Source organism: Rhodococcus sp. BP-261 (genome assembly GCF_019835205.1).
GTDB classification, from domain to species: domain Bacteria; phylum Actinomycetota; class Actinomycetes; order Mycobacteriales; family Mycobacteriaceae; genus Rhodococcoides; species Rhodococcoides kyotonensis_B.
In genome coordinates this window covers 91,426-105,003 of record NZ_JABUCO010000002.1, presented here as the reverse complement: position 1 = coordinate 105,003, position 13,578 = coordinate 91,426, and the positions used below count along the sequence as shown (strand labels likewise).

The window sequence follows — 13,578 nt, the reverse complement described above, 5'->3', positions numbered from 1 at the left end:
TCTACGCTCCCAGCGTGTCGAGGAGGTCGGACAGGACAGCGACGGCGTCGACCTTCATGGTCAGGAAGCCGTCGGGACGCTCGTCCCCCGTGACATCGGCGAAGATCTTGTCCGGGCCGGCGAGCAGGACCCGCTCGATGCCCGCCTTCCGCAGCGCAAGCACCGCAGCACGTGCTTCGTCCGCGTAACGCTTGTCGGTACCGCACAACACCGCGGTCGTCGCTCCCGACGCAGCGACAGCGGCCGCGACGGCGTCGGCCGTCAGCGGACCCGGGTTCTCGGTATGAATGCCGCCCGAAGCAAGGAGATTCGCCGCGAACGTCGTACGCACGTTGTGCTCGGCGATCGGCCCAAGTGGAACGAGCAGTATCTCGGGCCGCGAACCGTGCGCCTTCAGGTATGCATCGGATCGGTCCCGCAGCGCCTCGAATGCCGCGCCGTACCGAGCGACACCCGTGTCGGTCGACTGCGGCGGCAACGGCTCCTCGGCGAGGTTCGGGAACTCGTTGACGCCCGTGACCGGGGTACGTCGGTGCGCGATATCGGAATCGCGCAGCGCTCGGACCCGGTCGATCTCGCGCGAGACGAAGCCCGAATCCAGCGCACTCACGTAGCCACCGTTCGACTCGATCGCCTGGGTGAATTCCCACGCCTTGGCTGCGACGTCGTCGGTCAGCTGCTCGATGTACCACGAGCCGGCACCCGGATCCAGGACACGGCCCAGATGCGATTCCTCGAGCAGCAACAGCTGGGTGTTGCGGGCGATCCTGGCCGCGAACGTCTTCGACACACCCGCGGCGCCACCGTCGATCGCGGCGTCGAAGGGCAGGACCGTCACCGCATCGGCACCGCCGACACCCGCGCCGAACGCGGCCAACGTCGTACGCAGCATGTTCACCCACGGATCACGTTGTGCCATCATCGCTTCCGACGTCACCGCGTGCTGCGGCGCGCCACCGTCGGCCGGTGCGCCGCACACCTGCGCGACGCGCGCCCAGACCGACCGCGCCGCACGGAACTTCGCGATCGTCTGGAACTGATCGTCGGTCGCTGCAAAGCGAAATTCGATCTGCCGCAACGCATCTCCGACCGACATGCCCACGTCGGTCAGCGCGCGAAGGTAGTCGAGACCCGCCGCGACCGCAGCCCCGACCTCTTGGGCGTCACTCGCTCCGGCGTTGTGAAAGACAGTGCCGTCGATCGTGATCGCGCGCACGGTCTCCGCCCGCTGCGCCGCACGAGAAGCCAGTCGTACCGTCTCGTCCAGATCCACGGACTCGGTCCCGGCGAAGCGCGACGTCAACGACGCCGCGCCCAGGCGTACGTCGATGGCGCCTCGATCCTCGGCGGTGACTCCGTCGAGGATCCCGAAGACGACGTCGGCGGCGTCGCTCGTTCCCGCCTTCGCGTCCAGGACGACCGGAGCCAGATCCCACAGCACGCCGTTCAGGGCCACCGGCAACGCTTCGACGGCCAGATCGGCTCCCCCGAGCCGCAGCCACAGCGCACTGACGCCGTTGTTCAAACCGTCGAGGATCGACTCGTTCACCGCCCCTGCATCGGTCTGTCCGATGCCGTACCGCGCGCTGACCTTCCAGCCTGCGTTGACGTCACGACCGGAGTCACGACCGCGAACGAACGGGAACACGCCCGGCAACGGACGGTCCACGAGTTCGTCCTGCGGCCCGTACAACGGCGACACCGTCACACCGTCGTAGGTGTGGGTCTCCAACAGACGCTCGGGCTCGGGAGGCAGGTCGGCGACGTCGACACGACGCGACTTGGCCAGCACCGTCGCGACGGCCTTCTGCCACGCCTCGTACGCGCTGCGCGCAGCGTCCTCCTGTGTAGCACTGGGCACGATCTGCTCCTCGATTGATCGGCGAGAGCCGATCGACAGTAGGCATTGATGTTAACCGCGATCGATCCGACATTATCGTGAGGAACACCTCACGTTCTCGTCGGTAGCCCTTTCCAGCGATCGACAGCATCGTTCGCGCCGGTAGTCTCGGTGAACGTGGCGAAGCGACTGCGTGATCCGAGGTTCATCGGACTCGTCGTTCTCGTCGTCGTTCTGACCGCCGCGGCCCTGATCGTGCCGCACCCGTCCATCGCGCAGGTCCGCGCGTGGGCGCAGTCGATCGGCCCCCTGTTCCCTGTCGTGTTCTTCGCGGTCCACACCATCGTCACCATCGCACCGGTTCCGCGAACTCTGTTCACGCTGTCCGCCGGTGTGCTGTTCGGCCCGGCGATCGGACTGACCGTCACCGTCGGCGCCACCACCGTCAGCGCAGTCCTGGCGCTGCTGTTGGTGCGCGCGGTCGGCCGCGAATGGTTCGCGACGCGTTTGACCCACCCGGCGGTGAAGGCTATCGACGACAGCCTGATTCGTCGCGGCTGGTTGGCCGTTGGCTCCCTCAGGTTGATCGCCCCTGTCCCGTTCTCCGTCGTCAACTACTGCTGTGGGGTGTCGTCGATTCGAGTGCTTCCGTTCGCGGCCGCGACGGCGGTCGGCGTCGTACCCGGCACGATCGGCATCGTCGTACTCGGGGACGCGTTGGGCGGCCACACCGATCCACTGCTGTTGGCGCTGTCGGGCGTGTGCATCGCGGTGGGCGTGGTGGGCCTCGTCGTCGACTGGAGGTTGTCGGTGACGTCGCACAGGCGTTCGGCCGATACATCACCGTCAAGCTTGGATGCTTGATTCTCGTCAGTCAAGCTAAATGCATTGACTTGGCGGAATCCAGTCTCTAGCCTTGTCGCAATGTACGTATTGACGGTCGACCAACGCGGTAGCCGCCGGGACGTCGACCGCGTCGGTCGGCTGCTCGACAGCATGCAGGACTCCCGGCTGGTCCGGCCGTTCGACCGAACTGCGGGCGACGAGGTACAAGCTGTCGCAGCCGACGCCCGCACGGTGGTCGACATCGCGCTGTCGTTGGTCAGGCAGGGGTGGTGGAGCGTGGGCATCGGCGTCGGTTCCGTCGAACAGCCGCTGCCGGAGAGTACGCGCGCAGGTCGGGGCCCGGCGTTCGAGGCGGCGCGCGACGCCGTTACCCGGGCCAAGAACGCGCCCGCGTCGATCGCGATCACCGCAGCCGACGCCGCGTCGGAAGGCCGCAGCCGAGACGCCGAAACGGCCCTCACGCTGGTTGCCCTGCTCGTCATTGACCGCACCGACCAGGGTCACGCCGCGGTCGATCTGATGGCCGACGGTCATACCCAGAAGAGCGCCGCCGAAGTATTGGGGATCAGCAAGCAGGCCATGTCGCAACGACTGTCGGTGGCCCGGTGGACCATCGAGGCGGGCGGACGGGTCTTGGCCGAACGTCTGCTCGCCGAATTGGACACGGCACCGGGTCACACAACACAGGGGGATACATGACGGTCGTGACGTTGGTTCTGCTCGGAGCCGCGGCTGCTGCAGCCGTCGTACCGCCGCGTCGGCCCGTCCCGCACTGGTTTCCGGCGGCCGCAGCGACGATCCTGCTCGCAGCGGCGGCCGTCACCGGCGCGAACACACACCCGGCGACAGGATTCGCGCTGGCCGCCACGTACGTGCTCACCGTCGCGGCAGCGCTGACCGGTGGCTCACCCGTCGTCACGGCGGTCTTCCGACTGGCACGTCGGACGAACGGTCCGGCTCCCGACGCCGCGGATCAGCCTCTGCACGGTGGTCGCACGATCGGAATCCTGGAACGCAGCGCGGTCGCGGCGTCGATCCTGGCCGGATGGCCCGAGGGCATCGCCATCGTGCTGGCGGTCAAGGGTCTTGCACGCTATCCCGAGCTACGCGGGGCTCAGGCGTCGGCAGCCTCGGAGCAGTTCATCATCGGCACGTTCACGAGCGTCATGTGGGCCGTAGCGGTGTGCGGCGTCGGTCAGGCGCTGGTGACGTGACACCAGCGGCCCGACGTCGGCGTCACCGCTGCTGTTCGGGATCCATCGACGGCGTGAGCGGTCCGGTCTCCGGCTGACGGGCGGACAATTCGCCCAGATCGAGACCCTTCGTCAGACTCGGGTCGGGCGCGAGAGACGTGTCGACCGGTGTCCGGGCGACGGCCTCGGCTGCCTTGACGGCTTCCGCCACGGCCGGGTCGGTCTTGGCCTCGAACCAGTCGGCGACCTCCGCCGAATCGTCCTCCGGCTTGGGCGCGACACCGCCGTCGGCACTGGGCTCGAAACGGAAGACTCCGTCCTCGCCCTGCGCGCCGAGATTCTTCGCGAACCCCTTCAACGCATCCCCGAAATCGCTGGGGATCATCCAGACCTTGTTCGCATCGCCCTGCGCCATCTGGGGAAGCGTCTGCATGTACTGGTACGCGAGCAGCTCGGGAGTCGGCTTGCCTGCCTTGATCGCGGCGAACACCTTCTCGATGGCCTTCGCCTGGCCCTGCGCCTGAAGGTATTTCGCGGCACGGTCACCCTGAGCGCGAAGGATGCGCGACTGGCGTTCACCCTCGGCCGTCAGAATGGCGGCCTGCTTGGCGCCTTCGGCTGCGAGGATGCGGCTCTGCTTGTCGCCCTCGGCCGTCTTGATGGCCGACTCTCGGTGGCCTTCGGCCGTCAGAATGGTCGCCCGCTTCTCTCGGTCGGCCTTCATCTGCTTCTCCATCGACTCCTGGATCGACGGCGGTGGATCGATGCTCTTCAGTTCGACGCGGGCGACGCGCAGGCCCCACCGACCCGTGGCTTCGTCGAGCACGCCGCGCAGCTGGCCGTTGATCGAATCGCGCGACGTCAGCGTCTCTTCCAGCGTCATACCACCGACGACGTTGCGCAACGTGGTCGTCGTGAGCTGCTCGACACCCACGATGTAGTTGTTGATCTCGTAGACCGCAGCCTGGGGATTGGTGACCTGGAAGTACACGACGGTGTCGATCGACACCGTCAGGTTGTCCTTCGTGATGACCGGCTGCGGAGGGAACGACACGACGCGCTCACGCAGATCGACCTTGGCCCTGATGCGATCGACGAACGGTACGAGGAACGTCAACTGACCGGACACCGTCTTCGAATAGCGCCCGAGCCGCTCGATGACCGCTGCGTCCGCTTGCGGAACGAGCGCAACGGATTTCGCGACCAGAACGACGACGAGCAGAACGATCACGCCGAGAACTATCAGTGCTGCCATGAAGCTACGGTCCCCTCCACACGACGGCGGTAGCGCCGTCTATTTCCATCACGGTCACGGTGGTGCCCGGCGCATACACCTCGGTCTCGTCGAGCGGACGAGCCGTCCACACTTCGCCGGCGAGCTTGATCTGTCCTTCGTGCGCCGAAACCTGTTCCAGCACAAGGGCACTCTTGCCGGTCAACGCGGCAGCGTTGGTCGGCAGAAGCGGCGGCTTCGCGAACTTGCGGAGCAGAATCGGCCTCACGCCGAGAACGAGGGCCAGCGACACGACGCCGAACACGAGCGCGTCGGCCCACACCGGAAAGTCCGTCACGGCCGAAACCCCGGCGGTGGCCAGTGCGCCACCGGCGAGCATGAGCAGGAAGAAATCGCCCGTCAGTGCTTCGGCAGCCGCGAGTACCACTCCTGCGATGAGCCAGATGATCGCCGCCACACCGACCATACAACCACAAACCGGACATCCGGCGGCAGCGTCGCTGCGTACGGCGGTGTTCGGAAACGAACGCCGATCAGACCTCGGTGACGAAATCGACGAGACGCTCCACCGCGCCAATCAGCGGCGCCTCGAGATCGCGGAACGTCGACACCGACCCGTACACGTGTCGCCAACCGTCCTTGGGTGTCCCCCATCCGAGTTCGCGGCAGATACCGGTCTTCCAGTCCTCACCGCGAGGGATCTTCGGCCACGCGGCGATCCCGACCGCCTTCGGGCGCACCGCTTCCCACACGTCGATGTACGGATGGCCGGTGACGAGAACGTGCTCCCCGAGCGAGGTCGTCAGCCGAGACTCCTTCGAGCCCTCGACGAGGTGGTCGACCAGCACACCGACACGACGACCCGGCCCCGGCTGGAAGTCGGCGAGCCGCTCCCCCAGATTGTCGAGTCCCTCCAAGTGTTCGACGACCACACCCTCGACCCGAAGATCGTGGCCCCACACACGTTCCACGAGGGCCGCGTCGTGCACTCCCTCGACCCAGATTCGGCTGGCACGCGCGGTACGAGCCCGCAGATTCTCCACCTTCGTCGAACCGGACGCCGATCGCGTCGATTCCTGCTTCTTCGGTGCCACCGCGCGCTCGAGCGTGACGCGTTTGCCGTCGATCATGAACGCCGCCTCGCGGAGCGCGAACAACCGCGTCGTGCGTGCCGCATCTTCCAGTCGGACGAAATCGCCGTCGTAGGTGCGCTCGAACCCGACGACCGCGCCGCAGAACCCGCTGGCTGCGTCCTCCACGACCAGTCCGCGCTCGGCCGGCACGCGAGGTGCGGGCACCTTTCGCATCCGGCTGTGCCCCGCAAGAATGTCTCCGCCGTACATGTCCACGGCGGATCACGGTATCGAAGGCCACCTTTGTGCGCCTGTCGCCACGCCGTCCTATGCTCGTGAGTCGTGAGTTCTCCCAGTGCAAGCCTCGCCGTGTGGGCCAGTTCGTGGCTGGCCGGAATCGGCGCGCCCGACGACGTGATCGACGCCCTGACCGAATGGGCGCCGATGCATCTGCTCGTTGCAGGCGACGGCCCGTCCGCCGACGCCACCGGCTTGTCGTGGCCCAGTCCGCGCGCCGACGGCGTCGCGGGACTGCTCACCGTGATTCGACGTCACCTACCCGCCGAGCGCACCGAACCCGGCATCGAGCTGTTGCTGCCGGGGCCCGGGGCCACGACCACCCATCTGCCGCCGGGAACGCCGTTCGCGCGCAGCGCCATCGGAGCGGAGCAGGCAGTCGTCGTCGGCGATCCCGGAGCCCGCGGTCTCGGCATCGTCCCCACGGTCGAGGGCCCTGACGTCCTGCGTTGGACGGTGTTCGTCATCGATGTCCCACTGCACGCAGGCACCGATTTCACGTTGGGTGAAGCCGAATACGCCATGCGTGAGGCCGTTCGCGGCGCAGCTGATGCGCTCGGGACGATGCAGTCACTGCCCACGCGATCCGAGCTCGGTGACCCGCGTGCCCGCATCGCGGCCGAACTCGCCGAACTCTCTCGGCACCGCTACCCCGACGAGACGCCCGAACGCGCGCTGCGCGTTCTCGAATCCGCCGACCGTGTCGCAGCGATCCTGTCGGTGGCTCGCCATTCGTCGCCCACCGAGGAACCCACCGCGCACTCGGCGGCTGCGCGCGAGGACCTGATCAGACCGCTGTGGAACGCGGTTCGCTCCGCACGACTCGGCGCGATCTCCGCGAGTATCGCGTCGAGCGTTCCCCGACGCTGACGCCTGCGGGCGGTGTCGCCGCTGCCCTCAGGTCGCAGCCCCCGCACGAGTGGGACGTGCCGGTTGTTCGCAGCACCGGAACGCGCAGCGAGACCCGTTGAGCGTCGATCCGTAGCGCGGAACCGTGCCCCGGCCACGTTCGTCGGCACCTGCGATGTGCTCGCGGACCAGCTCGACGACCATCTGCGCGAACCGTGCATCGGTACCCGGCGTCGCCGCCCGCGCGAACGCCATGTTCAGCTCGCGCGCTTTGTCCTTCGCCTCGGTGTCGAGATCCCACACCACTTCGAGGTGGTCGGAGACGAACCCGATCGGGCAGACGACGACGGCGTCGACCCCGTCACGCGACAACGATTCCAGATGATCGCAGATGTCCGGTTCGAGCCACGGCACCTGCGGTGGACCCGAGCGGGACTGCCACACGAGATCGAAGTCGTCGATGCCCGACGCGGCCGCCACGAGTCGCGACGCCTCGGCGACCTGCCTGCTGTACAGATGGCCACCGTCTTCCGGCGGGCCTGCGTTCGCGTCGGCGGCGCTCGGAATGGAGTGCGCGGTGAACACGACCCGGGCGGTCTGCCTGTGCTCGTCGGGAAGGGATTCCCGCGCCGCGGAAATGGCATCGGCGAACGCTGCGATCATCGCCGGATGGTCGTAGTACTGCCGAATCTTCACCAGGTCCGGGGCGCCGTCACCCGCGGCGTCACGGGCGCGCGCGACGTCCTCGTGATACTGCCTGCAGCCCGAGTAACCGCCCCACGCCGACGTCGGGAAGACGAGTGCACGCTCGACGCCGTCGGATGCCATCTGCGCGACGGTGTCCTCCACCATCGGATGCCAGTTCCGATTGCCGAAGTAGATCGGCAATTCGATCCCGGCCGCGGCCAACTCGGTCTCGATCGCCGCGATGATGTCGCGGTTCAGAGCATTGATGGGAGAAACTCCACCGAAATGCATGTAGTGCTCGACGACCGCGTCGAGGCGCTCGGGGGGCACTCCGCGCCCACGCGTGACGTTCTCCAGAAACGGTCGGACGTGAGCAGGCTCCTCGGGGCCGCCGAACGAGAGAACGAGAAGAGCGTCGTAGCCGGGGGACGTCGTCGTCATGTGCTCCATTGTGCGCCTGGCCCTCGTGTGACCGGACACGCACCGACCCCGAATACGGGAAATGCGCGCCGCAGCGCGCATTTCCGGTAGTCGACGAGTCCTACATGCCTTCCGGCAGGTAGGTGTTGTGGCTGGCACCGCCGTCGACGTAGACGATGGAACCGGTAGTGCCGGGGAGCCAATCGGACAGCAGCGCGACGACCGACTTGGCGACGACCGTCGGGTCGTCGTAGTTCCAGCCGATGGGCGAAGCGGCATCCCAGTACTCGTTGAGCTGGTTCATCTTCTTCGCATCACCGGTCGCGGTGCCTGCGATGGCTTTCGCGGCGAGCGTGCGAATAGGGCCTGCCGCAACGAGATTCGAGCGGATCTTCTTCGCCTCGCCGACCTCGCGAGCGACGTAGCGGTTGACCGACTCGAGAGCGGCCTTCGCGACGCCCATCCAGTTGTAGTACGGCATCGCGGTGCGCGGATCGAAGTTCATGCCGACGATCGAACCGCCCTCGTTCATGACGGGCAGTGCAGCGCGAGCCAACGACGCGTAGCTCCACGCCGAGATCTCGAATGCCTTGGCGGCGTCGGGGCCTGGGCCGTCGAGGAACGGCTTGGCGTCCGGACCCATCAGCGTGCGCGGAGCGAACGCGATGGAGTGCAGAACGCCGTCGAGGCCCTCGGGTGCGACCTCCCGGACGCGATCGGCAAGCGCCGCAAGGTGTTCCTCGTTGGTCGCATCGAGCTCGATGGCCGGCGGAACGGGTTGCGGCAGTCGCTGTGCGATGCGGTCGATCAGACGCAGTCGATCGAACCCGGTGATGATGACCTTGGCGCCCTGGTTCTGCGCCATGGCGGCAGCGTGGAACGCGATCGAGGCATCGGTGATGATGCCGGTGACGAGAATTGTCTTACCTTCGAGCAGTCCGCCCATGTGTCTTCCTTGTCGAAATCGGAAACGAATCGAGAAATGAAAAGCCGGATGACCGACGAGGGCTCAGTGGCCCATGCCCATGCCGCCGTCGACGGGGATGACCGCACCGGACACGTACGCCGAGTCGGGGCCCGCGAGGAAGCTGACGACGGCCGCCACGTCCTCGGGCTGGCCGAGACGCTGCAGCGGAATGAATTCCTTTGCCTTGCCGCGCAAATCGTCGGGCAGATCGGCGGTCATGTCGGTCTCGATGAATCCCGGCGAGACGACGTTCGCCGTGATCGAGCGCGAGCCGAGTTCACGCGTGATGGAACGAGCCATGCCGATGACACCGGCCTTGGACGCCGCGTAGTTGATCTGGCCCGGGCCACCGCCGAGCGCGACGACGGAACTCAGGAACACCATGCGGCCCCAGCGCGCACGCAGCATCGCGCGGTTGGCACGCTTGGCAACTCGGAACGCACCCGTCAGGTTCGCGTCGAGCACCCGCTCGAACTGCTCCTCGGTCATGCGCATCAGCAGCGTGTCGTCGGTGATTCCAGCGTTGGCCACGAGCACCTCGACGGGGCCCTGCTTCTCCTCGACCTCCTTGAACGCAGCGTCGACCGACTCGGAATCGGTGACGTCGCACTTCACGCCGAGAAGACCCTCGGGCGCTCCGGATCCGCGGTGCGTGACGGCGACCTTGTGACCGTCGGCGGCGAGCCGTTGTGCGATGGCGAGGCCGATGCCCCGGTTACCTCCGGTGACGAGTACGGATCGAGCAGTGAAGTCGGGTGTTGACATGTCTGCAACCTATCTGTTCGTGCGGAAATGACAAAGCAGAGCTACTGGTGAGTAGTAACAGGGAATCACGGCAATCTTTGCCGCAGGACCAAAGCCGTGCCCAATCCTGTTGCGGTGAAAAGGACTCCGAGAATCAGCCACGGGCGACTCGCGTCGCCCCGTGTGATCTCGAATCCGATCTGCTCTTCGAGAGTGTCGTACACCGCGCGCAGTTCCTCGAGCGACGACGCCGTGAAGAAACTTCCGCCCGACAGGTTCGCGATCTCTCGAAGCGACGGGTCGTCCACGGGAACGGGGACACGTTCGACACCGGAATCGTCCTCGATGTCGACGGTGCCGTAGCTGGTGCCGAACGAGATGGTCGAGATCGGAACGTTCTTGTCCTTGGCCGCACGTGCGGCCGTGTAGCCGCCGCGCGGATCGTCCGGGCTCTCGGGAACGGTCTGTTTGCCGTCGGACAACAGCACGATGCGTGCGGGCGGCGCCGCGTCACCGCCGCCCAGGACGGCACCGAGTGTGTCGATGGACTGCAGTGACGTGAAGATCGCCTCGCCCGTCGCGGTACGTTCGCTCAGCTGCAGCTTGTCGATGGCCGTCTTGGTCGCTTCACGATTCGCCGTCGGCGAGACCAGCACCGACGCGGTGCCCGCGAACGCCACGAGACCGAGGTTGATGCCGGGCGTCAACCCGTCGGCGAACGACTTGCCTGCCTCCTGCGCAGCAGCCAGGCGCGACGGTTCGACGTCGGTGGCCTCCATCGACAGCGACACGTCGATGACGAGCATGACGGTCGCCCGGTTCCGTGGAACCTTCTGATCCGATGTGGGACCGGCGAGGGCAACCGTCAACAGCAGCAAGCCGACGAGTACGAGCGCGGTCGGAACATGCCGCCAGTAGCCGGGACGCGTCGGCGCGACCTTCTCCAGCAGGTCCATGTTGGAGAAGCGCAACGTGTGCCTGTGGCGCGCGCGTTGCACGAGAACGTAACCGACGACGAGGCCGATCACGACGAGCAGGAACAGCAACCACCACGGTGACGTGAAATCCGACAGACTCACCGGCGACCCACCCGAGCGTTGGTGACGGCACCCGCACCGAGCGTGTGCCGCCGCGACGAGACGAAGCGGACGACGTCGGCGATCCAGTCCCCGTCGGTGCGGAGCGTCATCCGCGGTGCTCCGCAGCGACGCAACGCTCGTTCGACCTCGGACCGATGATTCGCTGCGGCCTCCGCGAAGTCCTCGCGGAGACGCGGAGTCACGCTGAACTCGCGCGTGCGACCGGATTCGGGATCGTGCAACACCACATCTCCGATATCGGGTAGTTCGAGATCCCGCGGGTCCAGAATTTCGATGGCGAGCACGTCGTGCCGAGCCGCGATGGCACGGAGCGAACGCTCCCAGTCGATCTCACCGAGGAAGTCGCTGATGACGACAGCCATACCGCGCCGCCGCTGCGGCCGACGCAACGACTCGATGGCACCCCGCAGATCTCCGCGAACACCGTCCGCCGCACTCGGCGTCGTCGCGATGGTTCGAAGCATCGACTGAAGGTGCACTCGGCCACCGCGCGCCGGAATTCGCGTCGTGTTCTCGCCCGTTGCGACCACCGCGCCGATCCGATTGCCTCCACCACTCGTCAGATGCGTGATGGCCGCCGCCGCGGCGACCGCGAGATCGCGCTTCTCACATCCGGTGGTGCCGAAGTCGAGGCTGGCCGACAGGTCGACGACCATCCAGGTCTCGAGCTCCCGGTCCGCGACCGACTGCCGGACGTGTGGATGCGTCGTGCGAGCGGTGACGGACCAGTCCATCTGGCGTACGTCGTCGCCCGGCTGGTACTCGCGTGCGTCACCGGGCTCGGAGCCCGGCCCGGGAATCAACCCGAGGTGGTCTCCGTGCAGCACACCGTCGAGTCGACGACGCACCGTCAGCTCGAGAGTGCGGAGCGCCGCCGTCAGCGTCGGGTCCCGAAGCTCACCGCTGCGAAACGAGGGCGGACGCGCGTCGGACGACCGAGCGGCCGCGCCGGCTGCTGCCCCACTCACTGCTTCTGGCTACCCACGGCCGGAGAATTGCCAGCGGACTTGTCCAGGTTCGGCGCCGGTGCACCCTGCTGCCCGTTACCGGGGAACGGCGCCTGGCCCGGCTGTTGCGGTCCGTGCTGCTGCTGCGGTCCCTGCTGGTGCGGTCCGGGCTGCTGTGCGTGCGGCTGCTGCGGGGCGTGCGGGTGGGCAGGCGCCTGATGCGGCCCCTGCTGCTGCGTAACCGCTTGCTGCGAAACCTGTTGCTGCGGAACGGGAACGGCCTGCGGTGACACCTGAGGCAGACCCACCGTCTGCAGCACGCGCGTGATGACGTCCTCGGGTGTGACCTCGTCGGCGAGCGCGTCGTACGACAGCACGAGACGGTGACGCAGCACGTCGGGGATCACTTCGAGGACGTCCTGCGGAACGACGTAGTCGCGTCCACGGAGCAGCGCAAGCGCGCGGGACGCCGAGATGATGCCCAGCGTGGCTCGTGGTGACGCGCCGTACGCGATCCAACTGGCGACGTCGTCGAGGCCCAGCTGTTCCGGGGTCCTGGTGGCGGCGATGACTCGGACGACGTAGTCGACGAGCGCATGATGCACGAACACCTGGCTCGCGACGTTCTGCAGCCTGACCAGCTCGACGGGGTCGAGGATCTGCTTGGGTGTCGGCACTGCCGTTCCCATGCGGTAGACGATCTCGCGTTCTTCCTCGACCGACGGGTAGTCGACGACGATCTTGAACAGGAAGCGGTCGCGCTGCGCCTCGGGAAGCGGGTACACACCCTCGTTCTCGATCGGGTTCTGCGTCGCCATCACGAGGAACGGATCGGGCATCGGGAACGTCTTGCCGCCGATGGACACGTGCCGCTCGGCCATGACTTCGAGCAGCGCCGACTGCACCTTCGCAGGTGCGCGGTTGATCTCGTCGGCGAGAACGAAGTTGGCGACCACGGGGCCGAGTTCGGTGTCGAACTCTTCGCGGCCCTGCCGGTAGATGCGCGTACCGATCAGGTCGGTCGGTACGAGGTCGGGCGTGAACTGAACACGAGAGAACGATCCGCCGACCACCTTCGCGAAAGTCTCGACCGCGAGCGTCTTCGCCACGCCGGGAACGCCTTCGAGAAGAACGTGGCCACGGGCCAACAGGCCGACCAGAATGCGCTCGACCAGCCGATCCTGGCCGACGATCACACGCTTGACCTCGTACACGGCCTTCTCGAGCGTCTGAACATCCTGGGCGAGAGCCGAGGTGTCCGTCCGGCTCGAACCGCCCCCGCTCGGCACACTGCCGTTCGGTTCGCTGCCGTCACGTGATGTCACCAAGAATTCACCGCTTTCATTCGCATCGTCTCTCGGGCACGTCGGTGTCCCCCCGC

At 66.9% G+C, this 13,578-nt stretch carries 14 protein-coding genes; 4 read left to right on the top strand and 10 right to left on the bottom strand.

The window, feature by feature from the left end; genetic code table 11:
- Position 1: 1 nt before the first annotated feature.
- Entirely contained in the window at positions 2-1,861 is a 1,860-nt protein-coding gene (gene mutA, locus HQ354_RS02900; RefSeq protein WP_222634125.1) for a methylmalonyl-CoA mutase small subunit, read from the bottom strand.
- Between the two features lie 156 nt (positions 1,862-2,017).
- Here mutA and HQ354_RS02895 point away from each other — a divergent pair, with 156 nt between their 5' ends.
- The 3 genes from HQ354_RS02895 to HQ354_RS02885 are packed head-to-tail and all read left to right on the top strand — an operon-like array spanning position 2,018 to position 3,900.
- A complete protein-coding gene (locus HQ354_RS02895) occupies positions 2,018-2,704 on the top strand; it encodes a TVP38/TMEM64 family protein (protein WP_068425905.1) in 687 nt (228 codons plus the stop codon).
- A 60-nt stretch (positions 2,705-2,764) separates the two neighbouring features.
- Positions 2,765-3,385, top strand: a complete 621-nt coding sequence (locus HQ354_RS02890; protein WP_222634124.1) for a SatD family protein — start codon at positions 2,765-2,767, stop codon at positions 3,383-3,385.
- On the top strand, positions 3,382-3,900 hold the full coding sequence (locus tag HQ354_RS02885; RefSeq protein ID WP_068424197.1) for a hypothetical protein: 519 nt from the start codon (positions 3,382-3,384) through the stop codon (positions 3,898-3,900). Before HQ354_RS02890 ends, HQ354_RS02885 begins: the two co-directional genes overlap by 4 nt.
- Positions 3,901-3,922: 22 nt before the next feature.
- On the opposite strand, the gene HQ354_RS02880 is transcribed toward HQ354_RS02885, so the two are convergent.
- From HQ354_RS02880 to HQ354_RS02870, 3 genes are all read right to left on the bottom strand, one after another.
- Positions 3,923-5,134 carry an SPFH domain-containing protein gene (locus HQ354_RS02880; protein WP_068424199.1) on the bottom strand — a complete coding sequence of 404 codons (1,212 nt, stop codon included), beginning with the start codon at positions 5,132-5,134 and terminating at the stop codon, positions 3,923-3,925.
- Between the two features lie 4 nt (positions 5,135-5,138).
- Positions 5,139-5,570, bottom strand: coding sequence for an NfeD family protein (locus HQ354_RS02875; protein WP_167676712.1), 432 nt, complete (start codon positions 5,568-5,570; stop codon positions 5,139-5,141).
- 76 nt (positions 5,571-5,646) lie between these two features.
- Entirely contained in the window at positions 5,647-6,456 is an 810-nt protein-coding gene (locus HQ354_RS02870; protein WP_068425910.1) for a DUF3097 domain-containing protein, read from the bottom strand.
- Between the two features lie 72 nt (positions 6,457-6,528).
- Between HQ354_RS02870 and HQ354_RS02865 the strand changes: the two genes are divergently transcribed.
- The gene (locus HQ354_RS02865; protein ID WP_068424201.1) at positions 6,529-7,353 is read left to right on the top strand and encodes a hypothetical protein; all 825 of its coding nucleotides are present in this window, start codon (positions 6,529-6,531) and stop codon (positions 7,351-7,353) included.
- A gap of 27 nt (positions 7,354-7,380) precedes the next feature.
- Here HQ354_RS02865 and HQ354_RS02860 read toward each other — a convergent pair whose 3' ends face one another.
- From HQ354_RS02860 to HQ354_RS02835, 6 genes are all read right to left on the bottom strand, one after another.
- Positions 7,381-8,460: a ferrochelatase gene (locus HQ354_RS02860; protein WP_222634123.1), complete on the bottom strand. Its 1,080-nt coding sequence runs from the start codon at positions 8,458-8,460 to the stop codon at positions 7,381-7,383.
- Positions 8,461-8,560: 100 nt separating this feature from the next.
- Positions 8,561-9,385: an NADH-dependent enoyl-ACP reductase InhA gene (gene inhA, locus HQ354_RS02855; RefSeq protein WP_068424203.1), complete on the bottom strand. Its 825-nt coding sequence runs from the start codon at positions 9,383-9,385 to the stop codon at positions 8,561-8,563.
- A 63-nt stretch (positions 9,386-9,448) separates the two neighbouring features.
- A complete protein-coding gene (gene fabG1, locus HQ354_RS02850; RefSeq protein WP_068424205.1) occupies positions 9,449-10,171 on the bottom strand; it encodes a 3-oxoacyl-ACP reductase FabG1 in 723 nt (240 codons plus the stop codon).
- Positions 10,172-10,236: 65 nt separating this feature from the next.
- Entirely contained in the window at positions 10,237-11,229 is a 993-nt protein-coding gene (locus tag HQ354_RS02845) for a VWA domain-containing protein (protein WP_222634122.1), read from the bottom strand.
- Positions 11,226-12,218, bottom strand: a complete 993-nt coding sequence (locus HQ354_RS02840; protein WP_222634121.1) for a DUF58 domain-containing protein — start codon at positions 12,216-12,218, stop codon at positions 11,226-11,228. Before HQ354_RS02840 ends, HQ354_RS02845 begins: the two co-directional genes overlap by 4 nt.
- The gene (locus tag HQ354_RS02835; protein ID WP_374107285.1) at positions 12,215-13,522 is read right to left on the bottom strand and encodes an AAA family ATPase; all 1,308 of its coding nucleotides are present in this window, start codon (positions 13,520-13,522) and stop codon (positions 12,215-12,217) included. Before HQ354_RS02835 ends, HQ354_RS02840 begins: the two co-directional genes overlap by 4 nt.
- Positions 13,523-13,578: the final 56 nt, after the last annotated feature.